We start from the raw sequence: 24,995 nt of genomic DNA on the forward strand, positions 1-24,995 counted from the left end.
GCCGATGGTTGAACGCCAGGAGGAAGATGGTGTCAGCCCTCGACGTGGCCGTGGTCATTGCCAGAAAGCTGAAGCCCAAATTTTAGCGGCTAAAATCCTCTGGCGAAGTTTGGAGGAAAACGGGCGCTATGGAATCCGTTATTGAGAATTACAGAGCCAAGCGGCCAATTTCAGCAGAGAAGTGCAGCGCTCAGAAGACAAGTATAGTGTAGGCCGTGGGAAGGTCTTGGTCGGGGTGGAAAGAGGGCAGACAGGTTTCGGCTGACCACTACATTCAGGCCAAGACCGCACTCTGGCTAGCAACGTGGCTCCATTTCGGACGTTCGTTGGCTCTCAAGCCGTTCCTGAAAGCAGTCGTTGGCTGCGCGATGTGCGAAGGTCTGTAAAGACTGGAGGGCGGACTTTGCGGCGATTTGAATGAATGTCTCCATTAGACGGACAGAGAAGTTATTCCGTGCAAGTGGTTCGTGGTGAAAATTAATCGTCACCTCCACGTCTTTGACGATCCCATGCTTCAAGAAAAACACGTACAATTTCTCTCTCTTCATCGTTAAGCGCCTCATTGTCTCGAACAGCTTCAAGCGCTTCATGAAAAGACGTGGTGTCAATAATGTCCGTGTCATCCCTGATTTGTGCGGTAACGGAACGCTTCGACACACGATCACCGAGTGAACCGAAGCCACCCATGCCCATGGACCACGACTCCCCTGTCATCGCTTGCGCGAGCGTGACTAGGCCCTTGGGCTCGGCTAGCAAAGCATCCGTCCAAGCTCGAACTTCAGATGGGTCATTGTCCAGAAAATCCACCCACCGATGAAGGATGTAAAGCAAATCTGGATGACCTAGGAGCGTTCCTTCACCGGCTGCAGAACGAATTGCGTTCAATGCACGATCTGAAAGCTCGGGCAAGGCGGCTTCCGTTGTGAGGCAATCTTCCTCCCTTGTGGGCTGCCGGCCTTCACGTTCCTGGTAATCCCCTCTGGCAGAAGAGACAAAATCCACGAGCCACCCCAGTGCCGCATTTTTTGTTGCCTCCAAGTAGACTTCCGTTCGCTCTTGGATCGTAAAACGATCTCGCGTAAGACGCCTTATGAGCCAATGGTAACGAAGGCTCGTGTTCACCATCGCCATGAAGCCTCTTTCGTCATCCTTTTGCTGATCAATTTCGTCATGGATTTCAAACAGGGCACTCAGTAGGGGCTCAACCTTTGCCTTTTCGACCCGCCTCCCATTCGTCGTAAGTTCGTCGAGATACACTGGGACCATTGACTGCCCTGTCCGGCGTTCAACTTTGGATGCCTCTCTAAACGCTGACTGTATGAAGTTCTGATCCTCAGCCTTATCGATGATTTCATCAATTTGTGCCGCCGACAAAACCTCATCACTGAGGGAAAGACGAAAGTAGGTATCGAAATGTGCTTCGACGCAGACTCGGCGTTCTGAACTCCACTCGCTTACCCATTCGCCGGTGTAGCCTATATTTTCTAGCCGAGGGAAAAGCCGCTGAAGAGCCGTTCTTGCGAGCTCATGCCGATCTTCCGGCACAACCCTAAGGAAGACATCAAATCGGCTTTGGTCGTTTCCGTTTACATCGCCCTGACCTTGCGTACCGCATACTAATTGCTTGTTTGATTTTATAGCTGAGAAGAGACCTGGTTCATAAAGTCTGAGAGTTTCCAGAGCCACAAAGTCGGCCGAGTTTACATCGCCGGCAATTGCGGGCCACGTCACGCTCATAGCATTTTGGAGGCGGCTTACGTGACGAGGAGAAGTGACGAACGGCGCAATGACGTCGTAAAAGACATTCATGAAGCGAACGATCTGGTCCTCGTCGGGCGATCCACAAATCTCGGAAATCGATGCCAGCACGGCATTGTTGAGGTCCGTAGGAAGTGGGGCCGGAAGCTCAAATCCTGCTTGTATGATCTTTTCGAGAAAGTGAGGGCCTTCCGACGGGTAGCTCTCGCTAACCGCCTTCTCGGCGAGTTGCCTGTCAAACACTACAAGGTACATCACGTTGGGTAACCGACCCACCGACTTGATCAGTCGAAAAATTGCGAGGGCCTCGTCCGGACTCAACCGATCCAAATCATCAATAACGACGAGAAACCGCCGATCTTGTTCAGCTAGCACTTCGGCCAGCTTTTGAAAGGTTGTTTCTAAGGTGTCCCCCCCAGGAAAGAAACGCTTTGCGAAATCGAACGCGCCGCCGATCAACCCGGCCAACGGTCCCGCTGGAGTGAGAGCGATTGCTGGCCCGATTATGGGGCCTGCCTGCAAGATCCCACGCCCCAGCCTCGGAACTAGATCTTTGACCTTGTTTTTGAGCGTTGAGCCCAACACGGCGTTAAGGTTTTGAAGGAATGCGAGGGCCAGTGCCTCCTCGCCTCTGTACCACCAACACTTGAACTCGGCGACAACGAGTCGAGGATCATTGGCATCGTTCAGCGCTGATCGTATCAGATTGACCGCGCTACTTTTCCCAGAGCCCCACGGTCCATTTAAGGCAATTGTGGTGCCGATCGGCTCTTCAATATTCAAGATGCTTTTTGCCAGTGCAGTGGCAAACGGAGCAACACCGTATTGGTCGTCTTCACTGCTTTCGATTGGACTATCGTTGAAATAGTTTTTCATTTGACCCCCCGCTGCACTCATTAGAAATAGGCCGAGATGGAATTAATTCAAATTTTCAAAACTAAATTGAAAACAATATTTCAAAAGGTGGTGTGCCGCACTGCATTTGACTTTCTGTTTTGACACAAGCGTCAGGCTTTCACTACTTTGTTTTCCATATGCCGCCTCTGGCGGGCCAGTTCGGCCTGCGCCCACTCGATAGCCTCATGCATCTCCTTGCGTAGCGCTTCGATCTCGGCCGACGTCAGCTCGCGCACGCGGGGTTCGCTGCTCTCCGTCACTGGTCGTGCTCCTGTCCTGCTGCCGCTAGGGCGGCGCTTTCGGTCAAGGTGTCCTCGTGGAAAGCACCGTGTTTGGTTGCGGCCCTCTGGCTCATCTCCTGGCTGCGCAGGGCGCGATAAAGCGTTGCCCGGTGCACGCCTAGCAGTTCGGCCGTTTCGTTCGCCGTGCGGCCATTGGACAGCAATTCACGGGCATGTTTAACCTGGCCGGGCGTGAGGGCAGGGCGGCGGCCGAATTGCACACCGCGCTTTCGCGCCGCCTCACGGCCACGCCGGGTGCGGTCAACGATCAAGCTCCGCTCGAACTCGGCAATGCCGGCAAACACGGTCAACACCATGCGGCCGGCGGGGCTGGTTGTGTCCGCCCACGGTTCGGCCAGGCTGCGAAGGCCCGCGCCCTTGGCCTGCAACTGCTCGGCTATATCCAGCAAATCGCGGGTGCTCCGGGCCAACCTGTCCAGGCGTGTGACCATCACCACGTCGCCCGCGCGCAGATGATCGAGCATCCGGGCCAACTCCGGCCGCTTCGCATGGGTGCCAGTGATCTTCTCTGCAAAGATGCGCAAACAGCCGGCCGCTTGCAGCTCGTCGCGCTGATTTCTCAAATCCTGGTCATCGGTTGATACCCTGGCATAGCCGATCAGCAAGCGGCTGGTTTCTAGGTCAAGCGTGCCAGGGTCGCGTTTGTCTCTCATGGCGTCACAATCATGTTGCAAATTGCGTCGCAGATTATAGACCTATTGCGACTAACTTTTGCAACGTATGAACGCTAAGGAAACAGGTGCTTCCAGCCATGTTGCACAAAGTAGGAGTTTTGCGACGGTGCCGGCAGGGAGGTGACCGAGCGCCTACATATGTGCTAATGTGGGTTTGTGTAATTCTACGGAGCTTATCTAATGAGCCGCCTGACAATCGATATAACGGACCAGCAGCACCAAAGCCTGAAGGCGCTGGCCGCCTTGCAGGGTAAGACCATCAAGCAATACGCCCTCGAACGCTTGTTCCCCGGCGACGCTGATGCCGACCAGGCATGGCAGGAACTGAAAACCCTGCTGGGAAACCGCATCAACGATGGGCTTGCGGGGAAGGTGTCCACGAAGAGCATCAACGAAATTCTGAATGAAGAACTTGCCGGGGACCGCGCTTGACGGCTTTCGTCCTCACTGCGGAGGCAGAAGCCGATGTGCGCGGCATCATCCGTTACACGCGCAAGGAATGGGGCGCGGCGCAGGTACGTCGCTATATCGCCAAGCTGGAGGAAGGAATTGCCAGCCTCGCGACCGGCCGGGGTTCTTTCAAGGATATGAGCGAACTCTATCCGGCGCTGCGAATGGGGCGCTGTGAACATCATTACGTCTTTTGCCTGCCGCGTGAGAGCGCACCTGCGTTGGTCGTGGCGATCCTGCATGAGCGCATGGACCTCATGACGCGACTGGCGGACAGGCTCAACAGGGAGGGCGGCGCTTCGTGATGGACACCGCAGTGCAACAGCACGCCGGCCGGCTCGTTGCGGCCCTAAAGGACCATGCCGCCCGCAAGGGCTGGACGGAGGCTGAAACCGCCCGGCAATTCGGGGTGACACTGCCTCGCGGTCGCGAGCTGCTGCGCGATCAAATCGACCGCTTTCAACTCGACGAGCTGGTGAGCATGGCTGCCTCGGCCGGCCTGCGTGTTGAGTTGCGAATCTTGGGGCAGGGCGATGGCTGAGAAACTGACACACGACGCTTGGTTTCGCTCCAAGGTCCAGGAGGCGCTAGACGATCCGCGCCCTGCCATTCCGCATGATCAAGTAGAAACTCATTTTGCCAAACGGCGAGCGACCGCATTGCGGCCGGACCGCTCCGGCAACTCAGGCGACAATGCCGCCAAGAGCGACCATTCCAACCAATAGAACAAACCCCCAGCTTACCACCCGGGCGCCGGCCCGGTCCCACAAGCCACCCAAGCCAAGGCCGATGATGGTGGCGGCCAAGCCGAACAATCCCACCAATCCACCGCCGCCGGCAAACCCGAGCAGCAACAGAAGGAGCAGTACCATCCCGACGATCGCCACTAAATAGGCATAGCGTGCCCTCGGCCTGGTCAATACTGTCCGCGCGATTGCCCAGATCAAAACGCCAAGGGGAACCAGATACCCTGCTCCGAATCCGATGATGGCCGCCATCGTCAAGCCTCCTGTAGTTCCACCGGCATGAAGCGGACGAAATGCATGATCCGGGTTGCCAGGTCCAACCGGATATTCACCGTCAGCTCCGGAAACAGCCCGTCATAGGTCAGGAAGAACCCGCCCAGGAATTCCATGCTGGATGTTGGCTCGCCCAACCGCTCAATGATCTCGGGTTGCGTCATATCGAGTCGAAGCCCTAGGGGGAGGGTGCCGGTAAACGGGCCGATCCCCTCTTCAAAACGCCGGTTCTGAATCGTCACGTCTTCCAGGATCAGTGGCCCCTCACTCCGGGGCAGGCCATAACTGTCCTGATAGACAGCGGTGAACTGGAGCACCACCGCGCCGTTGTCCGCCTCGATCTGCGTCGCGGTCACGTCGTGGCCATCGTAGTGCGGCCGCTGAACGATGCCGGCGTCGTCCAGTAGCGTGTCCAGGTCCGGCTGGTCCGATGAATGCCCGATCAGCTTGATGGCGTTGTCGATGTTGAGCGTCATGGGATCCCCGCCGCTAATCCATCTCTTGTAGCGTGTTGTAGCTGACACACCGTATAGCCTGCGTGCCCTCAATGTAGTTGACCACCAGTTCGAGGCCCTCCAGTTCCCAGGCATCGGCCGAAGCATCTTCAAACGTCATCTTTGCAGTCACGTGCTCCCGGACTTCCTGCCTTGTCATGCTGAACTGAAGGCCGAAGGGCTTTGCCCCTGCATAGGGCCGCTCGCTGGTTGGCACATTCCAGAAGATCACCTCAGTGACCAGCCAGGGGCCTTGCCGGTTGGGGTCGCTATTAATTTCCTCTCTGGTGCCCGCATCTTCGAACCCGAGTTGAAGGCCCATGTCCATATCGTCCCATATGCGTAGGTCGTCCAATCCCATGGGGTGCTTCTCCAAATCCACCTCAGTGATCCCCAGAGCATCAAAGAGCATTTGTCCTTCGCGGGATGTATGCGGTTTGCCGATGGCCTTCGCAAAAATATCGGGATTGGGGAAATACATGGTTCGGCCTCCTTTGCCGCCGGAAGCATAAACAGTGCTGCTGTCGGGGAAAAACATGCGCACTGGCATTGCCAGGATAGCCTGGCCGGCTTCTACCGCCTCTCGCTTCCTGTCTGGCGTCCAATCCGTCGTGTTCATAACCAGCCCGACCTCGGCCAAGGTGGACAGGTTCGGCGAGACATGCGTCAGCTCGGGAAACTGAGCCTGCAACCTTGGTGTCGCTCTTGCGACCATGTGGCGGAAGCGGATTTCAAAGTGATGGCGTGGATCATTCAACGTCGTTTCTGCCATGGCAGGAAAGGCGATCATTCCGATCATCATCCATAAGCCCACTACCATGACCGCCGTATTCATCATCCGCGCTTCCGGCGAGAGAGTAGGGCGGCCTTGATCCCAATCCCGCCCAGGACCGACGCCCCCAGGGCATAGGTCAGCAGATCGGAAAACGCCCTGGCCATGCCCTGCCCGAACCCAATCGTGTGAGACGGCGAGAGCGCAAAATTGATCCACAGGCCGAGCATCACCACGGCCGCGACCGTGAACGACTTCCAGCCGGGCATCCACATCAGCAGCGCGAACGGCGCCGCCACGAAAACCAGAAAGAGAACAATCAGAACGTCCATTCTGCCCTTCAAGTGTCAAATGAGCCGCGAAAATGCGCCGATCTGCTCCGGAGTTTCGCTTTTTTGTGTCGATCTTGGCGTGTTGTGACAGATGAGGGCCGGATAGGCCGCAAACCATCTTCCAGCCTCTAATACTTCATGGAGTCGCTCCAGGAAAGGCGATCATCTGCCAGTTGGGATTTCTCTGTTTTTGCCTGTATTAGGCAATGAAAACTCAGGGAAATACCTGCATTTGTCACGGGTCCTAGCGCCCCTTGAGGCGCCACCGTTTTTACAAGTGAGATGCAAGAAATTACCGAGATTCTAGCATAGACTTTCCTTGGAGTTTTCAACGGCTAAAGCCGGGCAGGATAGGTGAAGTAGGCCCACCCGCAAGCGGGCGTTCCTTCTTCACTTTCCCTTATTCGCACCGGGGGTGCTCAACGGGAATCCTGCTCTGCGAGGCTGGCCGGCTACCGCCGGCATATCAGATGAGGACAACTGATGATGGAAGACGAAAAGCCGACGAGAAAAGGCAGCACGCCTATCAAGGTCTACTGTCTGCCCAACGAGCGGGTTGCGATTGAGCAGAATGCTGCTGTGGCCGGAATGAGCCTGTCTTCGTTCCTGCTGACAGTCGGCATGGGATACAAAATCACCGACATCGTGGACTACGAGCACGTCCGCGAGATGGCCCGCATCAATGGCGACCTTGGGCGGCTCGGCGGCTTGCTCAAGCTGTGGCTCACAGATGACATCCGGGCTGCCCGGTTTGGTGAAGGGACGATCTACGCCCTCCTCTCGAAGATTGAAGAAACGCAAGACGAGCTTGGCGAGGTGATGACGGGCGTGGTTCGGCCGAGGGCTGAGTAGTAACCTTTTTAGCGGCTAAAATTGCGGAGTGGTGCCAGTAATAGCGAAGCATCTTTTGAGATGCCGAAGCGCACACAGGAGCGGTCGGCCGGCAACTCATGTTGTCCCTAGATGCGGTCAGTGTTGTAGAAAGCCGGGCTCTGCAAGGGTAGCCGAAGAGAGTGTAAAGTTCTGAAGCGGGCCAGATGGCTTAAACCGACCCATCGCTGCACTGAGATTCTCCTGTGGAGGCATGAGTTGATCGGCTGATTTCGGCTGTCTGGATCACGATGGTGGGCGTTTCGTCGGGAAGATGTCGCTGAAATTTTCGATCAATTCCTTGGATAGCAAGCTCAAGCCTAAATGAAAAACCTTGCTGCTCTAAGGTTGTCTCGACAGCATAAACGATACCTAGTCGTCGGCACTTGAGAATTGTATCGGAATCTTGTCCAATCAAGGAGGGGGGGCAATATGACATACTTTACTGACAATGATCTTGCATTAAATCTGATCGGTGCGCCAAATACGGGCTTTCGTCCAGGTCAATTGGGCGCATTGCACTCCGTGCTAGCGCATTTTTCGGTTTATGATGAGCCAGCGATACTGTCCCTACCGACAGGTTATGGGAAGACGGCGCTCTTAATGGCCCTACCCTTTTTGTTGCGGGCTCGTCGGATGCTGGTCGTAGAGCCATCTGACGCTTTGCGGCAGCAAACGACTAGCCATTTTAAGGAGCTCTCTGTCCTTCGTCGTCTCGGCGTCATCGCCGCCACTACTCCTGACCCCGCAGTGCTCGGTCAAAAGGGTGCCCCCGCCGACGCCTTGGCATGGACAAAAATTGAAGAACAAGACGTCGTTATCTCGACACCGCAGAGTTTCTCTCCGGTTGTTGCGCCAGAGGCTGCAAAGAACCTTTTTGACCTGATCATCTTCGATGAGGCACATCATGCCCCTGCAGAAACATGGGTAGCTTTCCTCGCACATTACCCCAGAGCAAAGTTTATATTCTTGACCGCTACACCCTTCCGTCGGGATAGAAAGGTAATCCCAGGCAGAATGGCCTATTGGTATCCGGTTTCAAAAGCTGCGAAAGAATCTGCTTTCGGGCGCGTCACGTTCACGCCGGCACCAGTGCGGAATGCCAACGATGATGACGAAATTGACCGGTCAGTTGCGCGAACGGCAGTCGCGCGGCTGCGCGCTGACCAAGCAAACGGCTATGATCATCGCATTTTTGCCCGTGCCGCGACGATAGCGTCAGCGCGGCAGCTGGTAGGGCTCTACGAAGAGGCGGGGGCACGTGTGAGAACTATCAACAGTCATGCATCGAAGCGCACCCAGGACAAGGCTGAAGCTGAACTGCTCGCGGGTGAGATCGATGGTGTCGTCTGCGTCGACATGTTCGGTGAGGGCTATGACTTCCCCAAGCTGAAGATCGCGGCGCTGCACGCTCCGCACCGCTCCCTAGTCCCTACTTTGCAGTTCATTGGCCGCTTCGCACGTACGAACGATGCCGCGACTGGCGATGCAACGCTCGTTGCACCGCTCTCACGACTTAAAGACGCTTCGGTCAAGCTGTTCAAGGAAGGCGTCGACATCGCAGAGATGATAGACGAGGTTGCGCGTGCACAGATTGCGGAGGCGGAAGCTGACCGTGAGGTCCTGGATTTCCTCAAAATAAGCAAGCAGGCCGACTCTGACTACGATTCCGTGACTCCTCTCTTACTGGAGCTCTACGCGCACGCTCAAATATTCGAGTGCCAAGCTCAGCCGGATTTCTCACAATTTGGAGCCATTATTGGCCGCAACTTGAGGGTGGCTAAGCAATGGACATCAGAAGACGGGCTGGTGACGTTGCTTCTGACCGTAGACACATCGCCACCCAACTGGGCGACTTCCGATGTGCTGTTGAACGTGCGGCATGATGCATTTCTACTGGCTTACAATCAAGCATCGCACTTGTGCTATATCGGCTCGACCCGTCGTACCGCTCGCATCTATCAGGATCTCATACAGGCGTCGCTGCCTGATCAGCATAGACCGATCAGCTACGAGCGCACGCGCCGTGCCTTGAGTGGGCTTAACAGCCTTAGGTTCTACAATGTCGGCTTGAGGAACACGGCAGTGAATTCCCAGGCTGAGTCTTACCGTGTTATGACAGGTCCGGCGGCGGAGCGCGCAATTACAACTGGAGATGCCCGCGCCTATTCGCAGGGCCACTTTTTCGGAAGCGGCGTGGGTGGTGATGAGGTACGTGAGACGATAGGTGCCAGCAGCAGTTCGCGCATCTGGTCTAACCAACGTCTTACGGTCGCCGAATACATCGAGTGGATTACTGTGCTGAACGGAAGACTTGGTGGTGGCGGCGGGATTTCGGCATCGCAACTCGACATCATTCAGCACGCGCGCACCTTGCGCCAAATTCCGGAACATATCATCGCCGCCGGCTGGCACAAGCAAGCTTATCGCCTGGCGCTACGCGTCCGGTGGCGGGCCGGACTTGAAGCTCCTTGGACCTATGGGATTATCACCGACCTCGATCTCGCCAATTTCCAGGTAAACGCAGCGCGTTCGGCCATGGCCTTCGATGTCGTCTCCGATACTTTCAGCAGTAGCTTTTGCTTCGACCTTGGGGGCGGAGCTTTGTTCACAAAGGTCGGGGCAAACGACATAGAGATCGTCTCAGGATATGATGAATGGACGGACCTGGCATCATGGCTATCCTACCATCCTCCGGTCTTTTACGCAGCGGACAAGTCGTCATTCATAGGTGTCAATCTTACTGCCGCAGCAGCCAATGTCGTCACGCAGCTTCGTGATGGCGATGCCGAAGTTCTTGCCTGGGATAACTGCAAGATTGACCTGGAATTCGGGCCTAACCAACCAGATGGAAGGCTCAGTGTTCATGGGTGGTTGGAGAAGCATCTGTGTGAACTGGCTGACCTTATTGTGCTAGTTTATGACCACCGTAGCGGAGAGGCGGCCGACTATATAGCAGTTGTACAAAATCCGGATGGCTCCCTCGTGGTCAGGCTTTACCACTGCAAAGGCGCGGGTGGCGCACCTTCAGGTGGGCGCGTAGGCGATGTCTATGAAGTGTCGGGGCAAATGTTGAAATCCATCGCCTATTGCGATGCTACAGTGCTTGTTCAGCACGTTGAGCATCGGATCAACCCAGGTCGTCACCGTAATCCGTCGCAGTTTATTCGAGGAAATCTCGACATCCTGAAACAGGCGCTTGAAAACACCCCGCCAACGGGACTGGTGTTTGAAATCTTTGGTGTGCAACCGGGTATATCGAAGGGGGCTGTGGATGCGCACCTCGCCGACCTGATGGTTTATGGATTGGACTACGCACAGCGTGGCGGAGCGGCCAAGGCCCAATGGTTGACCAGTGCTTAGGTTGCTAGCACCTACTTGTCGAGATGGACTGGCGCTCAACTGGTATCGTTCCCCGCAACGAGAATGATTGTCATGCTGTGCCTGTCGTTCATCAGGTGGAGAAAAAGCCATCTTCATCAACGACCTCGTTCAGCGTGGCCACGGTGTGGCATGTTGTTGATTGATTGCCAGCTACACTCCGATGGATTCTGTTTACCCCCAGCTACGACATCCTCAATCAAAGGGCTAATCGAGGGGTGGTGGCCGCCCGCGTTGTTTCAAGAGCGGCTAGCTCCCGGTGGATCGGTTCCTTGACCCTGAGTGCATCCAGCTCACCCAAAACGGCGCTTTCGTCGAGACAGCTTTGTATCAGGCTCCATGCGCAACCGGCCATGTTCAAACCGATGCCATCGATTCGAGCCGCTGGTTCAATCTCCAAGCGCAACCGGTAGAGCGCCACGGACCGCACAAGGTCGACGAGGCTGATCTCCCCTTTCCCGGCACACAGCACTGACATTTCAACTAAACGGCATGCTTCGTGCAAGGAGGTTTTAGGAGTGCAGTTCGGATGAGTCCGAACACAGGCAACTTGATCGCACATATCGCCCCACAGCGCCCGCCAGAGGCCAGCGGGGCCGCTGTGGTAGACCTGTCGTGCATCCGCCCACATTGGAACCGATTCCAGCATATCCAACGCCCGCTTTGTTAGCGGTCGATCACCCCGGAAAAACGGGTGCCATTTTTTTGTTGTGTTCGTTTGCGTGGCCTCCTGCGAATAGCCATCGTAAACGCTGGAAAAATGGTAGCAGCTATAAGCCGTTTCCGGCTTTTCTGGAATCGCTACCCGCCGTGCTAATTCATACAAAAGGGCTACTGATTGGGTGATTTCCCGTGCGAGTTCAGTGCGGTTTTTCATAAGTGTTTAGCTAAATAATACCTGGTTCTATATGGTGTAGAAAAAAATCCCAAAACATACACTAAATAATGGCCGAAGTTTCGGCAATATGCACCTTGTGATTCATTTCTACGAGGTGCTTTTTTGTGAGCCGAACACTTGAGTTTCTTCTGGAGAAATATGGCCCCACGCTTGACTCGGACGAATTAGGCGAAGTTCTGAACAGGCGCCCTGCCACGGTCAAGGCGGCGTTATCAATTCGTGTGGAAGAGTGGGCCAAAGTTCTTCATGCACGACGCGTTAAAGTCGGGCGCAAATTCTATTACCCGACCGAGGCTGTCGCTGATCTCCTGGCTGGCAACCTGCTAAGCCAGCCCGTTCCTGGCCCGGCCAATTTAGCCGCTAAAAATTCAATCAAACCGGAGGAATCCGACGATGCGTAAAACCATCATCGCCATCAGTGCGGCCGCCGTTCTGAGCTTGGTCGCCATTCCGTTTTCGCCAGCTCATGCCGGCATCCCTGTAATGGACGGCACCAACCTGACGCAAAACATCATGACCGCGATCGAGAGCGCGTCTCAGACGCTCAAGCAGATCGAGCAGTACCAGACGCAGTTGCAGCAGTATGAAAACCAACTGCAAAACTCGCTCGCCCCGGCCCAGCAGATTTGGGACCAGGCCCAGGGCACCATCGACGGCCTGGTGGCCGCCACCGACCGGCTCAGCCAACTGCAAAACCAGTTCGGCAGCCTGGATAGCTACCTGGAGAAATTCCAGGACCTGGATTTCTACCGGAACAGTCCGTGCTTCAACGGCGGCAACTGTACCGCAGCGGAACGCGCCAAGCTGGACGAGGCGAAGGCGGTGGCATCAGAAGCGCGCACCGAGGCCAACAAAGCCAGCGCGGAAATTGCCGCCGGTCAGCTCGAAGACCTAAAGGATGACGCCCGGCAGCTCAAACGGCTTCAGGGCGCCGCGAAGGGCGCGCGCGGTCAGATGGAAGCCATCGGCTACGCCAATCAGCTCGCAGGTCAACAAGCCTATCAGCTCCTTCAGATGCGCACGGCGCTCGTAGCGCAACAAGCGGCCGTCACCGCCAAAATGCAGGATGAGGCCAACGAGAAAGCCAGGACGGACGCGATAATCGAGACACTAAACGAGCCCGGGTTCAAGCCCAGTGCTCCGTCAAAATATTGAGGAGGGCGTATGAAAACGATGCGTTTCATCGCGGCACTGGTCATCGCGGTCGGCTTGGCCGGCTGCGGCGACTCCAAGGTAGAGGCGACAGCAAGCACCTGCGCGGACGATTACATCCAGAAGGCTTTGGACCAAATGAGCCGGGAAGCGGATCGGATCGCGTTCCTCGACGAGTGCGAAACGATCAAGAGGATCGAGGCTTTGAACAGGCCTGGTTTCAAGCCAAGCGCTCCATCCAAATATTAATCGCTAAGTGGTGGAACTGATGAAATCCAACGTTTGGAAAGGGTTATTGACTCTCGCGGTGATCCTGCTCGTTGCCGAACCGGCGCTTGCTGACGTTCAAGGTGCCAACGTCATGGATGATGCACTGAGCCGGTTCGAAAGTGCGTCCTCGCAATGGAGCAGCACCATCGTCAGTGCGGCAACCCGGCTATTTTGGTCCCTAGCGACGATCTCTTTAGTCTGGACTGCCGGAACCATGATTTTGCGGAAGGCCGATATTGGCGAGTTCTTCGCCGAGTTCTTCCGCTTTATCATGTTCATCGGCATTTTTTGGTTTTTCCTGTCCAATGCGGTTTCCGGCTACAACATCGCCGGCACCATTGTGGATTCGTTGAAACAGCTTGCCGGGGAGGCGGGAGGTCTCGGGTCCACCAAACTCGGCCCTTCCGCCATCCTGGATATGGGCTTCGAGCTGGATGAGAAGGCGCGCGAATCGGTCAGGGGGATTGGATTGGGTGGCTGGGCGGATTCGCTCATCATGCAAGTTCTTGGTCTCGTGATGCTGATTATCATGGCCATTATCGCGGTGAATCTGCTGATTGTTCAGGTGTCCGCTTGGGTTTTGCTCTATGGCGGAGTGTTCTTCTTGGGTATGGGGGGCAGCCGTTGGACCTCCGAGCTGGCCATCGGTTACTACCGCGCGATCCTCGGGATCGCGGCGCAGTTAATGGGGATGGTCCTTATCGTCGCCATCGGCAAGGATTTTATCGACGGCTATTACGCGCAGATCAGTGATGGTTTGTCGAAACACGATCTGAGTGTGATTCTAGTGGTTGGGGTGATGTTGCTGTTCCTCGTGAATAAGATTCCCCCAATGCTCGCCGGCATTGTCACGGGCAGCGCCGTTGGCAGTGTGGGTGCTGCGGGCAGCTTTGGTGCCGGCGCCATGTTCGGTGCGGCCACCACGGCGGGTGCTGCTGCAATGACTGTCGGAAGCCTTGCCACGGCCGGTGCCGGAAAGATCGTGGCCGCCGCCTCTATGGCAGGTCAGAACATCAACGCTGGCAGCGATCTGCTTGCTCGCCCTCTCGGCGGCGTTCAGGGAGGCATTGCAGGTGCAGCGGCTAAGATGACTCGGTTCGGTGCTGACACCATGGCGAACTTAGCAACGGGCAAAACAAAGCAGGCTCCAATTCCAACACCAGGAAGTCCCGAAGGCCTGGCGGCGAAGGTCGATAATGCTATGGGAGCCAACGACGCGCCCAGGTTTGATGGCAATAGCCTTACGGGAGGAGTGGGCAGCGGTACGCGAATGCAGGAAGAACAGTCCGGCTTTGCAGAAGCGGCGATGGACATGATGCAAAACACGGACGCCAGCGTCGATACAAAATCCGAAGTCGCTCAGTTTGTGAGGAAGGGTTCTAGGACCTGAAAACGCGCCGGCCGGCGGCAGGTGTGCACGGCCGGCACTTCCATTGACCACCTGTGCGAGAGGTGATCGACATGGCAACGCAATATACTACTGATGTTTCACAAGCAATTCAGCACGCGGCCGCGGGGCTGAACACCATCGACTGGCTGGACCAGGCCGCGGCCCGCGAGCTGGGGCCGCTGGCCGAGGCAACGGCTAACATGTTCATGGTCCTGTTCTACCAGGCCGAAACGGGCCTCGCGACCCGCGAGGATTTTCTACAGGCCCGCGCCGAGATTCGGCGGGCACTGCGAAACTAATCACCCAGGAGTTGTTATGGACTTCAACATTCCCCCGCAAACCATCTCGGAATGGATGCTAGTGCTGGCTTTGGTGTGTTGCATAATTTTTGCGTTCTGGGCCTTGGGTCAAATGCTTGACGCGAAAGGCTACGGACCTCAGATGGAACGCCTGCGGGAGCGTCTGGACGCTTTCAGAGATCGCTATTTTTTTTCTGCCGGGAAGTGGGGGCAATCTCAAGCAGAGCGCCTTGCAGGGCTCCGGAGGCGCGAGAAGCGTGAAAAGCAGTAACACCCAGGGCGGCCAAGAGCCGCCCTTTTCAATTCCCCTCTGGCGTCCCCTTCCCCCGCCTAGATCCCCGCAGCAGGATAACCATCGTCAGCATGAGCAGCGCCGCCCCGATAATCGCCGGCAGGCTCAAACGTTCATCGAACAGCACGAAGGCCAGCACGGTGGCCGTCAGCGGTTCCGCCAGGGCCAGGATGCTGGCCGGCGTTGCCGGCGTGTCCCGCATCCCTCGAAAATACAGCAGGTACGCCAGGGCAGTGGGCACCAGGCCCACATACAGCAGCGCCGCCCATGCCGACACCGACCAGGTACCGAACGGGACATCGGTAGTGAGAGCGAACGGAGCTAGGAACAAAGCCCCCGCCCCGAACCCCACGACGATGATCTTGCCAGGGTCATGGTGTGCCAGGGACCGGCTGCACAGCACGAACACCGCATAGGAGAGCGCCGACCCCAGGGCCAGCAGCACGCCGACCGGGTCGCCGGCGTCCGACGGCACGCCTACCAAGAGGCCCGCCCCTACCAGACCGATCAGCAACGCCGTCACGATCCGGCGTGTCACCGGCTCGTCCAGGAGGATCACGGCGGCCGCGCCGACCAAGACCGGGGCCGAGCAAATGGTGATGAGGGTGGCCAAGGCCACGCCAATCAGGGCGACGGCCTGGAAATAGAACACCTGGTAGAGCGCCATGGCCACACCCAGGGTGGCGATGCGGAACAGATCGCGGCCGGGAAAATGGAAGGTGGCCGGCCCGAGCCGCCACCAGCACCAGGCGGCCAGCAGCGGCACGGCCAGAGCCAGGCGGAAGAACCCAACCACCAGCGGTGGCACGTCCTCGATGCCGTAGAGCGTTTTGGACGCGATGCCGACCGTGCCCCACAGCATGGCCCCTAGAGCGACGAGGACCGGGCCGAAGCCTGGCCGTGGCGAACTGGATGTGGCAACAACACTCAAAAGAAGGGCCCTTGATGTCAAAATTCTGGCCAATACATTGCCGATGAGGAGACATGATGAAAAGCAGAATCGTCGTTATTTTTACCGCCCTTCTCTCAACGCTGGCCATCGAGGCCCATGCCGAGGCCCGGCAGGCATTCGATTGCAGCGCCGATTTTCTGGACGGTGACACCGAGGCCGAGCGGGATCGTCTCCGGGTGCAGCTCGCCACGGATGGCCTGATCGAGGAACTGCGCACCACACACCGAGAGCACCTCGCCGGCATCTATCGGGACAACACCCCAGAACACCGTATTGTTGTGCGGCTGACCAGCGTGGACCCGGTTGAATCGCAGGTTTTCGACGATGTGTGCGGAGAAACCCTGGTGGTGAACTTCATTACCGGCGTGCCCTACACCCAGGCCGAGCTGCGCCAGGCGTTGACAGACAACTCCGCTGAGCTGGCCGGCCTCTTTCCTGGCCTACAGGGTACGCATGCGGACGAACGAACCGGCGAGGTGGTTCTAACCAGCCTGCCAGTCGAAGGCGATGTGATGGAACACCAGAAGGAAGCCGAGCGGCTTCTAGGAGTTCCCGTGCGGGTGCAGATCACCGAGGCCCAATTGAGGCTGGGCGCGTTGCCCCATCAAGCGGGATCGGAATGATATCCGGCTCCGGCTGGAGCGCATCGAGATGCAGGCGGTCTCAAGCTTGCGCAAGCATCGGAACGCGGTTGCTTTGAGCTGCTCCAGCACTTCTTATAGGGTCTAGTGGGAGACAATGCGTGACTTAACGAGGTGCAAGAGGTTCCCTGCGTGTCATTGAGTGGCATGTGGTATTTCTCATGGCATCGTACGAGGTTGATATTATAATCAATTGTTTTTAAACGATTAATTTCTTTTGTTGATAATCGAGTGGGAATGATTTTGGTGCCGCCGAACGCCGCCGACCTTACACCATACCCCGACATCAATTGCTGAAAAAACAAAATACTGCCGGAGCCTATCGTCGTCTCCGGAGCCTATCGTCGTCTATTGTGGAGGAAGCCTCACGAATGCCCGTCTCGTGTTCTTTCAGAATGCCGATGATCTGTTCGGTCCGTAAACGGTTGCGCTTCATTCACTCGTCCTCACAATGGGCCAGAGCTTACTTCAGCATGGATTATTTCAACGGGGCAAGGTCACGCATAAGTCCTAGGCCGTCACGTCTCAAGAACCGTTCACAGCTCAATGAGGACGCTGGTCGCGACGATCGCCAGTACAAGCGCCGCAATCGCAGTGTAGGCGTAGTCACGCTCTCGTAAGAAGATGGTCAGCATTAGCATGACCCGTGCTACTGGCAAGAGAATAAACACTGCAACGCCAGCCTTCACAGCGTCATAACCGCTTAGCGGAAGCGCGAGTGAGCCTAGGAATGGCTCGGCAGCGGACAAGAGAACACCGGCGGCAATCAGTGCGGTCGCGAACCATGTTCCGTACCAGAGTAGCCCAGCGATGACCTGATTCCGCTGTTCAAAATTGTCTGCCCCAGGTTTCATGCTACCCCTCCGAAAATTTGTATGCCAAAGGCGCTCATGAGCATCTGAACCGCCAGCAGCGCCAGAATAATCACGAAGAAGACGCGCAGCTTGTCGGTAGGTAGCCCCATCAGCAGGCGTGCGCCGACGAGCGCGCCGACAACCGAACCGAGGGCGATTGGGCCCGCAATGCCAATGTCTATATCGCCCCGCACGAAGTAGGCACCCGCGCTGGCGGTAGCCGTCACCCCGATCATGAAATTTGACGTGGCGGTTGAGACCTTGATGGGAAGCCGCAAGGCGGTGTCCATCGCTGGAATTTTCAGGACGCCGGAGCCGATTCCCAGCAATGCGGAAATCAAGCCTGCTCCATACATCAGCACCATGCCGAGCGGAATACGACCGACTTGATAGGACACTTCCTGTTCAGACACGCGGTCAGGAAAGCTGGAATGCAGGCGTAGAATCGTGGCCCAGCTCTTCACGTTCGGGGTGCTCGCGTCGATCACCTCGTGCCGCCGTGCGAGCATCTGTTTAGCCGAAACTGCGAGGATGGCCGCAAAGAGGCCATACAGAACTGACGTGGAGATGATCCCAATGAGAAGCACCCCTGTTAGCGCGCCGAATGTGGTGGCTGTCTCAAGGACGATGGCAAGACGCACATTGGTCAGGCGACTTTTGAGGAACGGGGCCGCGCTGCCGCATGAGCAGGCAATGACCGAAACGATGCTCGCTCCAATGGCGATATGGATGTCCACACCAAAAAGCAGCGTGAGGATCGGCACGATGAAGATGCCACTCGCCATGCCGAGCACTCCGCCAAGAGCACTTGCACCGAAAGCGGCCACGAACAGCAATAGGGGGGTCATTTCTTGGACTCCGGGTCACGGACGGTCATGTGAGCGACGGGCCAAGCGAGTGACGAAGCTAATCAGATCGCCGCGATAGTGAAGCTTTTCATAATCGATTGGCCGATGGCCTTCGGTGTAGGACGTGCGCTCGATCAGAAAGACGGCGCTGCCGGAATCGACGGCGAGAGCCTGTGCTACATTGGGAGTGGCGGTAACGGCTTCAAGTCGATATTCCGCTTCAGTCAACGGCAAATCGTATTTGCCTTCGAGCAACGAAAAGATCGGCTCCGCATCCAGATCGTGCGTGACAATCTTTTCTCCGATCTTGCGAGGCAGATAGGTTTCATCGAACGATATGGCGACGCCATCGGCAAGACGGACGCGCTGAATCCGCATCACCAAGCTGCCTGGTGGCACTGCCAGTTGCCGAGCAACGTTCGTATCCGCGGGCACAATTTGCTTGTCCAATAGCCGGGCGGTTGGAGTGCGGCCGAGTGCCTGCATGTCCTCGACGAAACCGGTCAACTCGGTCAGTTCCTGACTGATCCTGGGCTTCGTGACAAAGGTGCCTTTGCCGCGTCGGATTTCGACCTGTCCGCGCAATACAAGATTCTCAACCGCCTTGCGCACTGTTGTGCGGCTGGCACTAAACCGCTCGATTAGGCGGTCTTCCGGCGGAAGCTGGCTACCGGGAAGGAGGATGCCGTCCGAAATGTCGGAAGCCAGCGCCGCTTCGATTTTTGCATAAAGGGGCCTATAGTCATGATTGATGTTCATATCAATCATTATGACATCATGATGTCGATATATCAATGAGATGTCGCGTAAATCCTAAGATGCGCGACGGGCTACCTTCTTGGCCTTTCTCCGGCGCTTTCGTGTCGCTTGCCCGAGCCTGCTCGATGAGCCGTGGGAATGACAGCATGGCGACTCTTGTCACGTCAGAAGACCAGATATGTCGTCATGGGCAAGAGGACTTGTGGCGGTATTTTTTTGACATTATTCCGTTGAGAACAAAGAAAAAATTTCCGTTTAGGGAGGTCGATTTGAGTTGACGGTATAATTGATGGCTCTCTTGCTTTTTTGAATGATCGCGGAGAGGGCAGTCAAAGTTATTGTGGTCATTGGTCCCGATTTTCGACTAAGTTTGGCGATTGCGCTCTGTTTGTGAAGTGGATATAAGGCGGTTGCTTCATAAGCCACTGATTCTTGGGGCGTAGCCAAGCGGTAAGGCACCGGTTTTTGGTACCGGCATTCCCTGGTTCGAATCCAGGCGCCCCAGCCATGAATCATGCGTAAAATCAATGACTTATTGATTTTACTTAATGTTTCCCGGCTGGGAATCCTCAAGCTTTTCTCCATTTCGCCGAATGTGCACGAAACTGTGACACAGAGCTATGACACATGCCGATTCGCCTTGGTCGGCTTGTCTCGTGGCTCCAAACGGCGAGCTTCTTATGGCAGTCAGACATCAGGTCCAAAACCTTCAGCGGCGCGGAAATATTTTTTACTGGCGTCCGCGTCTTCCAGCACGGATGAGCGCGCATATCGGCGCGCGTCATCTTGCATTCAGCCTTAAACAATCAGATCATCGCCAGGCGGGTCGTATGGCCCGCAAGCTTAATCTGATGCTGTTTGAAATAGCAGAAAATCCGCGAAGTGCATTGATGTCGAAAGAAGCCCTCGAACGATTGTTTCAGTCCGAAATCGCGCGGATGAATGATCATATGGAGAACCTGCAATTTGCAGGCCAGCGCACCCCGACAGGTTTCCATCAGATCGATAATCTGGCCGCCGATCTGGAAGTCGGGTGGGCATACAGGCTTCTGGAAAAATTTGGCACCCGTCGTGTCTTGTTTGAAGAGGAAAGCTGCCAGGGTTGGCGCTTTCTGGAGCAATCGAAGGTCCCGCAGAGCCTGTATCAGGGGATCGCCGCAACCTATCGCGGCGAGCGCGAGGACGCAGAATCTTCGCGCTTCGTCGACGAAATGCGTGCGCTCATGCAAGAGCATGGTCTGTCTTATTCGATCCTTAATTTCGAAAAGGCCAAGGCTGAATATTTCAAAGCGCGTGCAGACGTTCTTCTCGATACCGATGATCGCTATCTCATTGATTATCCTGACGAGCAGGCTGAACCAGAACCTGCCCGGCCAGCACCAATTGTTCCGGTTGTAAATGTGGAACCTGTGCCGGATTTCATTCCACAGCCACAGCCACAGCCACAGCCACAGCCACAGCCACAGCCACAGCCGGTCGTGGAAAATCCTGTTCCTGTATCAGCATCTGACATGCTGGGGCTTGCTGGGGAGGACCTGCCAGTGAAGCAATTCATGAAGCAGTGCGATCTTCTGATCGCCAACAACCGTGAGAACTGGAACGAAGGCACGGCAAAGGACGTCAAGACAGTTGTTCGCATTTTTTGTGGTATTCTGGGCGAGCACAATGTTCTCACGAGCAGTGCCATTAATCAGACCCACTTGGCGGCGTTGCGTCAGCATTTCAATAACATCCTTGCGAGATGGGGAAGCAGTTCGCGTTACGTGGCAATGACGACCGTGCAATTACGTGAGGCGACAGAACGGGAAGTAATCCGCGCACAAAAACTTAATTTGCCAGCACCCAAGGTCGGCTTGTCTAGCGGGACCATCAGACGCCACCTCGGTAATCTCGAACAGTTCCTGAACCATCTTGTCGCCTCAGGTTTCATGTTACGGGCATTTACGTTCAAAGGAATCAAGCCGAAGAAACGCAGCCTCGCATCCGTTCGGGCGCTGACTGCTAAACCCGGTCCTGAGCAGGTTGAACCGATCTTCCAGATTCCGGTGTTCGCCGGTTGTGCCGGGCCCATGTCGCAGGAAATGCGGGAGTTTGGGCAGGCCGTATATCATTCGTCCCTTTATTATGTGCCAATGCTTTACGCATATCTGGGCGCAAGACGCGCCGAATTTACGGGCCTCATGGTCGATGAGGTGGTTTATGCAAAGGATGAAGGTATCTGGTCCATCAAAATTCAGGAAAATGAGCTCCGAGGACTGAAGAACCTCCAATCAGTCCGCGATCTCCCCGTACCAGATGAGCTTATCCGACTGGGTTTTATCGACTACGCAAAGCGTTTGAAGGAACTCGGACACAGATATTTATTTCCGGAATTGGTCGCTCCAAGACGCAAAAACGATACCGGTGATCGTTTCTACAAGAGCTTTGTCCCTTTGCTGAAAGCGGAAACGGGGCTTGGTGATCAGCTTTGGGGTAGCGCAATCCATGCGTTGCGGCATGGTTTCAGCAACACGCTGAAACAGAAGGGGATAGAAATGTCGATCATGGAAGACATTACCGGGCATCTGGGCCGAACGGAGGGAGAGACACGTTATACGAATATTGCCAGCTTGCAGGTGATGAAAAAAGCAATCTCCGTGTATCCGGTCATTACGGGCCATCTGCAACCGCAGCCCTTACGCTTGCTGCCGTATGTCGAGGCAAAAGAACCTGCGCCCTGGTTTAAAAAAGAAAAAGAGAAGCCGGGACGACGGATGCGATCTTAAAGGGGGCTCACTCATACCCGTTCGGATTCTTTGATTGCCAGTTCCACATATCCTGACACATCTCGCGCAGGTTCTTTTCAGCTGACCAGCCCAAGAAATTGCGCGCGAAACCTGGGTCCGCATAGCATGTAGCCACGTCACCGGGACGGCGAGGGGCTATCTCATATTTTATTTCACGATTTGAGGCATGTTCGAACGCCTTAATGACTTCCAGAACACTATGGCCTTGCCCGGTACCCAGATTGACCGAAAAACATTGTGGTTCATCAAGTTTTTCAAGCGCCTTGAGATGGCCCGCCGCCAGATCGACCACATGAATATAGTCGCGAATCCCGGTACCGTCGGGCGTCGCGTAATCGTTGCCCCATACACTGAGCTTTTCGCGGCGTCCGGTCGCAACCTGCGCAATAATGGGCATGAGATTGTTCGGAATACCTTTGGGATCTTCGCCAATCAAGCCGCTTTCATGCGCACCGACCGGATTAAAATAGCGCAGAATGGCAATTTTCCAGCTATTGTCGCTATTATAGAGATCGCGCAGCATGTCTTCGATGACCAGCTTGGTTCGGCCATACGGATTGGTTGCAGTAAGGGGTTCGTTTTCGACAATCGGTAACCTTTGCGGATCGCCGTATACCGTTGCCGACGAACTGAACACCAATGTCTTGACACCAGTGGCTTCCATGGCCTGCAACAGGCGTAAGGTACCCACGACATTACAGTCGTAGTAAAACAATGGCTTCTCGGTCGACTCGCCGACGGCCTTGAGACCCGCAAAGTGAATAACTGCGGTGCATTTATTCTGTCGTATAACCTGTTCCAGAAATGCGCGATCACGAATATCGCCCGTCTCGCGGCGTGGTGCGCGTCCGGTGATTTTTTCTATGCGATGCAAGGATTCCGGATGGCTATTGGCAAAATTATCAACGATCACGATGCTATAACCAGCTTCAATCAGCTGAACACAAGTATGCGAGCCGATATAGCCAGCTCCGCCTGTCACGAGAATTGTCATTTTCCGGTATCCACGAATTCAATATTCCACACTCAATCGTATTTGCACTAAGCAAAATCACAGGAAGACCGCAAGCTAATCTGGATGATTGCGTTGAAGCTCTGGTCGGTTTTGTCGGCACACATGGCAATGCGCTTGAACTCCTTGAGCTTGCAGAAGAAGTTCTCGATTAGATGACGCCATTTGTAATCTCATTTCAGGGTTCAATTATCATATTATTGTCTTTTTGTTTAATCTTGCGTGGGCGACCGACATGTATTCCTTTAAGTCTGGCTGCCTCCATACCAGCGCGCGTGCGCTCGCTTATTAATGTGCGTTCAAACTCTGCGAGAGCTGCCATTATGTGAAAAACAAGTCTCCCGCCCGACGAACTGGTATCGATACTTTCAGAAAGTGATCGAAACTCAACTCCGCGATTCCCCAAAGAGTTTACAAGTTCAACGAGCTGGATCAGTGACCGCCCGAGTCGATCAAGTCTCCACACGACCAGCATGTTACCATCAGTCAAACTTTTTAGTGCCTGCTGCAAGCCTGGTCTTTCAGGTGTAGCGCCGGAAATCCCCTGATCGGTATATATATGCCTACATCCTGCTCTTTTCAGGGCATTAATTTGCATGTCCATCTTCTGGTCATCGGTAGACACGCGAGCATACCCTATTTTTATTCTCTCGCTGGCTTGGTTCTCTTCTTGCGTAACGCCAAGAAAGCTGCCGTCTGTCCGTGGAGTTAATCGGTATTCCTTGCTTTTATTTATTTTATTTGGCTTAGAGCTTTCTTTATTGGGTTGACAGAAAGGGAACCCTTATTGTAGGAGTTAGTTGAATATCTGTGAGCGCTGTTCTTGGCAGATTCACCTACCAAAATGTGGTGAATTTGGGGGCGATGGGGGCATTCGCATGCGCAATTTAATAGATGGAGTCTCTCCGAATAAGGGTTCCCTTTTCACGGGTGCCGCTTCCTCTGGATTCATTATTGTTCAACGTCCCATTGTAGGGGGGCGTTATTGATTGATCAGCATGGAATACTTTGTGATTGCTTAGAATCAGCGGTAATAGATGCGATTTGTGATAATCGCATCTGTGTCGCTATTCAGGGCGTTCATTCGGTCACAAATGTTGACCATATGTTATATGGCGAATGTCTCGCGCGCTTGTTGGCGCGTGATGGGTGTGTCCATAATGCAGGCGATTTTATTCCTGTACTGGATAGTCGCGGTAGTACGCCTGTCTTGGATCGCCACATGGTCAAGCTTGTCTTGGATGAGCTTGCCGCAGATTCCCGAGCGGTTCTGGGGTGCAATATTTCCGCTGATAGTGTTGCGGATGAAGCCGCGTGGCTTCCAATCGAAGTTCAGCTCAAAAATCGTTCTTATCTCGCCGACCGGTTAATTCTCGAGGTCACAGAAACTCGCCCTCTGCGTGATGTGACAAGTGCAAACAAGGCATTTCGTCAAGCGCGCCAGCTTGGCTGTCGAATTGCAATAGATGATTTCGGGCGGGGGCATATTACGCCGGGACAATTGCTGAGCCTAGAGGTCGATATTGTCAAAATTGATGCTCTGTTTGTTCAGAACATCAAGGAATCCAAAGAGGCTGGGACCAGTCTCCATCATATGGTTGGGCTCGCAAGATGCGCAGCTCCAATAGTCGTGGTGGAAGGGGTCGAAACCAGTCCGCAGCTTGTCGCTGCTGTGATGTCCCGTGCCACGCACGCACAGGGCTTTCTCTTATCTCAACCTGTAATCATGCAATCATATGTGTCCGCAACGCGGACAAGTACTGAAGGATAGCCTATGTCTATAATATCCAGAGATCTGGCTCGCGTTTTGGGTTCCACGGCACTTTCTCTATCGCTGGCAACAGGGATGTCGTTTGTTGCAATCAGTCACGGGATAGCTGCGGACGATCCTCT

General features: G+C 55.2%; 27 protein-coding genes, 1 tRNA gene and 2 pseudogenes. 16 read left to right on the plus strand and 14 right to left on the minus strand.

Annotation, left to right across the window (positions count from 1 at the left end):
* Positions 1-477 precede the first annotated feature (477 nt).
* The 3 genes from KUG47_RS09525 to KUG47_RS09535 form a co-directional block, all read right to left on the minus strand.
* Positions 478-2,634: a KAP family P-loop NTPase fold protein gene (locus KUG47_RS09525; protein WP_217677717.1), complete on the minus strand. Its 2,157-nt coding sequence runs from the start codon at positions 2,632-2,634 to the stop codon at positions 478-480.
* A 131-nt stretch (positions 2,635-2,765) separates the two neighbouring features.
* On the minus strand, positions 2,766-2,915 hold the full coding sequence (locus KUG47_RS09530; RefSeq protein ID WP_217677718.1) for a hypothetical protein: 150 nt from the start codon (positions 2,913-2,915) through the stop codon (positions 2,766-2,768).
* A complete protein-coding gene (locus KUG47_RS09535; RefSeq protein WP_254799468.1) occupies positions 2,912-3,610 on the minus strand; it encodes a recombinase family protein in 699 nt (232 codons plus the stop codon). Before KUG47_RS09535 ends, KUG47_RS09530 begins: the two co-directional genes overlap by 4 nt.
* A 201-nt stretch (positions 3,611-3,811) precedes the next feature.
* On the opposite strand from KUG47_RS09535, the gene KUG47_RS09540 reads away from it, so the two are divergent.
* The 4 genes and pseudogenes from KUG47_RS09540 to relB form a co-directional block, all read left to right on the plus strand.
* Positions 3,812-4,063, plus strand: coding sequence for an antitoxin (locus KUG47_RS09540; RefSeq protein WP_217677719.1), 252 nt, complete (start codon positions 3,812-3,814; stop codon positions 4,061-4,063).
* A complete protein-coding gene (locus KUG47_RS09545) occupies positions 4,060-4,386 on the plus strand; it encodes a type II toxin-antitoxin system RelE/ParE family toxin (RefSeq protein ID WP_217677720.1) in 327 nt (108 codons plus the stop codon). Before KUG47_RS09540 ends, KUG47_RS09545 begins: the two co-directional genes overlap by 4 nt.
* Positions 4,386-4,622 (plus strand): XRE family transcriptional regulator, encoded by a 237-nt coding sequence (locus KUG47_RS09550; protein WP_217677813.1) that lies wholly within the window; start codon positions 4,386-4,388, stop codon positions 4,620-4,622. Before KUG47_RS09545 ends, KUG47_RS09550 begins: the two co-directional genes overlap by 1 nt.
* Positions 4,623-4,632: 10 nt before the next feature.
* Positions 4,633-4,806, plus strand: a pseudogene (gene relB, locus KUG47_RS16835) (type II toxin-antitoxin system RelB family antitoxin); the annotation flags it as partial.
* Here the strand turns inward: relB and KUG47_RS09555 are convergent.
* Genes KUG47_RS09555 through KUG47_RS09570 form a run of 4 tightly spaced genes read right to left on the minus strand, consistent with a single transcriptional unit; the run spans position 4,765 to position 6,698 of the window.
* Positions 4,765-5,079, minus strand: coding sequence for a hypothetical protein (locus tag KUG47_RS09555; RefSeq protein ID WP_217677721.1), 315 nt, complete (start codon positions 5,077-5,079; stop codon positions 4,765-4,767). The pseudogene relB and the gene KUG47_RS09555 overlap by 42 nt on opposite strands.
* A 2-nt stretch (positions 5,080-5,081) precedes the next feature.
* Entirely contained in the window at positions 5,082-5,576 is a 495-nt protein-coding gene (locus KUG47_RS09560) for a hypothetical protein (RefSeq protein ID WP_217677722.1), read from the minus strand.
* Between the two features lie 13 nt (positions 5,577-5,589).
* Positions 5,590-6,432 (minus strand): hypothetical protein, encoded by an 843-nt coding sequence (locus KUG47_RS09565; RefSeq protein WP_217677723.1) that lies wholly within the window; start codon positions 6,430-6,432, stop codon positions 5,590-5,592.
* Positions 6,429-6,698 (minus strand): hypothetical protein, encoded by a 270-nt coding sequence (locus KUG47_RS09570; protein ID WP_217677724.1) that lies wholly within the window; start codon positions 6,696-6,698, stop codon positions 6,429-6,431. The genes KUG47_RS09565 and KUG47_RS09570 overlap by 4 nt, the downstream gene beginning before the upstream one ends.
* Positions 6,699-7,181: 483 nt before the next feature.
* Here KUG47_RS09570 and traJ point away from each other — a divergent pair, with 483 nt between their 5' ends.
* On the plus strand, positions 7,182-7,550 hold the full coding sequence (gene traJ / locus KUG47_RS09575) for a conjugal transfer transcriptional regulator TraJ (RefSeq protein WP_217677725.1): 369 nt from the start codon (positions 7,182-7,184) through the stop codon (positions 7,548-7,550).
* Between the two features lie 450 nt (positions 7,551-8,000).
* Positions 8,001-10,931 (plus strand): DEAD/DEAH box helicase, encoded by a 2,931-nt coding sequence (locus KUG47_RS09580; RefSeq protein ID WP_217677726.1) that lies wholly within the window; start codon positions 8,001-8,003, stop codon positions 10,929-10,931.
* Positions 10,932-11,148: 217 nt separating this feature from the next.
* Here KUG47_RS09580 and KUG47_RS09585 read toward each other — a convergent pair whose 3' ends face one another.
* Entirely contained in the window at positions 11,149-11,826 is a 678-nt protein-coding gene (locus KUG47_RS09585; protein ID WP_217677727.1) for a hypothetical protein, read from the minus strand.
* A gap of 125 nt (positions 11,827-11,951) precedes the next feature.
* On the opposite strand from KUG47_RS09585, the gene KUG47_RS09590 reads away from it, so the two are divergent.
* From KUG47_RS09590 to KUG47_RS09615, 6 genes are all read left to right on the plus strand, one after another.
* The gene (locus KUG47_RS09590; RefSeq protein ID WP_217677728.1) at positions 11,952-12,248 is read left to right on the plus strand and encodes a hypothetical protein; all 297 of its coding nucleotides are present in this window, start codon (positions 11,952-11,954) and stop codon (positions 12,246-12,248) included.
* Entirely contained in the window at positions 12,241-13,002 is a 762-nt protein-coding gene (gene trbJ, locus KUG47_RS09595) for a P-type conjugative transfer protein TrbJ (protein ID WP_217677729.1), read from the plus strand. Before KUG47_RS09590 ends, trbJ begins: the two co-directional genes overlap by 8 nt.
* Positions 13,003-13,011: 9 nt before the next feature.
* Complete coding sequence (trbK, locus tag KUG47_RS09600) at positions 13,012-13,248, plus strand: entry exclusion lipoprotein TrbK (RefSeq protein ID WP_217677730.1); 237 nt, start codon at positions 13,012-13,014, stop codon at positions 13,246-13,248.
* A 19-nt stretch (positions 13,249-13,267) separates the two neighbouring features.
* Complete coding sequence (gene trbL, locus KUG47_RS09605) at positions 13,268-14,659, plus strand: P-type conjugative transfer protein TrbL (protein WP_217677731.1); 1,392 nt, start codon at positions 13,268-13,270, stop codon at positions 14,657-14,659.
* Positions 14,660-14,730: 71 nt separating this feature from the next.
* Positions 14,731-14,958: a type I toxin-antitoxin system ptaRNA1 family toxin gene (locus KUG47_RS09610; RefSeq protein WP_217677732.1), complete on the plus strand. Its 228-nt coding sequence runs from the start codon at positions 14,731-14,733 to the stop codon at positions 14,956-14,958.
* Between the two features lie 16 nt (positions 14,959-14,974).
* Positions 14,975-15,229, plus strand: coding sequence for a hypothetical protein (locus KUG47_RS09615; RefSeq protein ID WP_217677733.1), 255 nt, complete (start codon positions 14,975-14,977; stop codon positions 15,227-15,229).
* 28 nt (positions 15,230-15,257) lie between these two features.
* Here the strand turns inward: KUG47_RS09615 and KUG47_RS09620 are convergent, their stop codons facing one another.
* On the minus strand, positions 15,258-16,214 hold the full coding sequence (locus KUG47_RS09620) for a DMT family transporter (protein ID WP_340162796.1): 957 nt from the start codon (positions 16,212-16,214) through the stop codon (positions 15,258-15,260).
* Positions 16,215-16,234: 20 nt separating this feature from the next.
* Between KUG47_RS09620 and KUG47_RS09625 the strand changes: the two genes are divergently transcribed.
* Positions 16,235-16,825, plus strand: coding sequence for a hypothetical protein (locus KUG47_RS09625; RefSeq protein WP_217677735.1), 591 nt, complete (start codon positions 16,235-16,237; stop codon positions 16,823-16,825).
* 554 nt (positions 16,826-17,379) lie between these two features.
* On the opposite strand, the gene KUG47_RS09630 is transcribed toward KUG47_RS09625, so the two are convergent.
* The 3 genes from KUG47_RS09630 to KUG47_RS09640 are packed head-to-tail and all read right to left on the minus strand — an operon-like array spanning position 17,380 to position 19,304.
* Complete coding sequence (locus tag KUG47_RS09630; RefSeq protein ID WP_217677736.1) at positions 17,380-17,697, minus strand: DUF1634 domain-containing protein; 318 nt, start codon at positions 17,695-17,697, stop codon at positions 17,380-17,382.
* Positions 17,694-18,545, minus strand: a complete 852-nt coding sequence (locus tag KUG47_RS09635) for a sulfite exporter TauE/SafE family protein (protein ID WP_217677737.1) — start codon at positions 18,543-18,545, stop codon at positions 17,694-17,696. Before KUG47_RS09635 ends, KUG47_RS09630 begins: the two co-directional genes overlap by 4 nt.
* Before the next feature lie 15 nt (positions 18,546-18,560).
* Positions 18,561-19,304 carry a GntR family transcriptional regulator gene (locus KUG47_RS09640; protein WP_217677814.1) on the minus strand — a complete coding sequence of 248 codons (744 nt, stop codon included), beginning with the start codon at positions 19,302-19,304 and terminating at the stop codon, positions 18,561-18,563.
* Between the two features lie 433 nt (positions 19,305-19,737).
* On the opposite strand from KUG47_RS09640, the gene KUG47_RS09645 reads away from it, so the two are divergent.
* Positions 19,738-19,812: transfer RNA gene (locus KUG47_RS09645), tRNA-Gln, on the plus strand.
* 172 nt (positions 19,813-19,984) lie between these two features.
* The gene (locus KUG47_RS09650) at positions 19,985-22,069 is read left to right on the plus strand and encodes a DUF6538 domain-containing protein (protein ID WP_340162799.1); all 2,085 of its coding nucleotides are present in this window, start codon (positions 19,985-19,987) and stop codon (positions 22,067-22,069) included.
* 7 nt (positions 22,070-22,076) lie between these two features.
* Here the strand turns inward: KUG47_RS09650 and galE are convergent, their stop codons facing one another.
* Both galE and KUG47_RS09660 read right to left on the minus strand, forming a co-directional pair.
* Positions 22,077-23,084, minus strand: coding sequence for a UDP-glucose 4-epimerase GalE (gene galE / locus KUG47_RS09655; protein WP_217677739.1), 1,008 nt, complete (start codon positions 23,082-23,084; stop codon positions 22,077-22,079).
* A gap of 244 nt (positions 23,085-23,328) precedes the next feature.
* Positions 23,329-23,748 (minus strand): annotated as a pseudogene (locus KUG47_RS09660) (recombinase family protein); the annotation flags it as partial.
* Positions 23,749-24,087: 339 nt separating this feature from the next.
* Between KUG47_RS09660 and KUG47_RS09665 the strand changes: the two are divergent.
* The gene (locus tag KUG47_RS09665; protein ID WP_217677740.1) at positions 24,088-24,873 is read left to right on the plus strand and encodes an EAL domain-containing protein; all 786 of its coding nucleotides are present in this window, start codon (positions 24,088-24,090) and stop codon (positions 24,871-24,873) included.
* The last annotated feature ends 122 nt before the right edge of the window (positions 24,874-24,995 follow it).

The sequence above is a fragment of the Falsochrobactrum tianjinense genome (assembly GCF_019100495.1).
Lineage (GTDB): Bacteria > Pseudomonadota > Alphaproteobacteria > Rhizobiales > Rhizobiaceae > Brucella > Brucella tianjinense.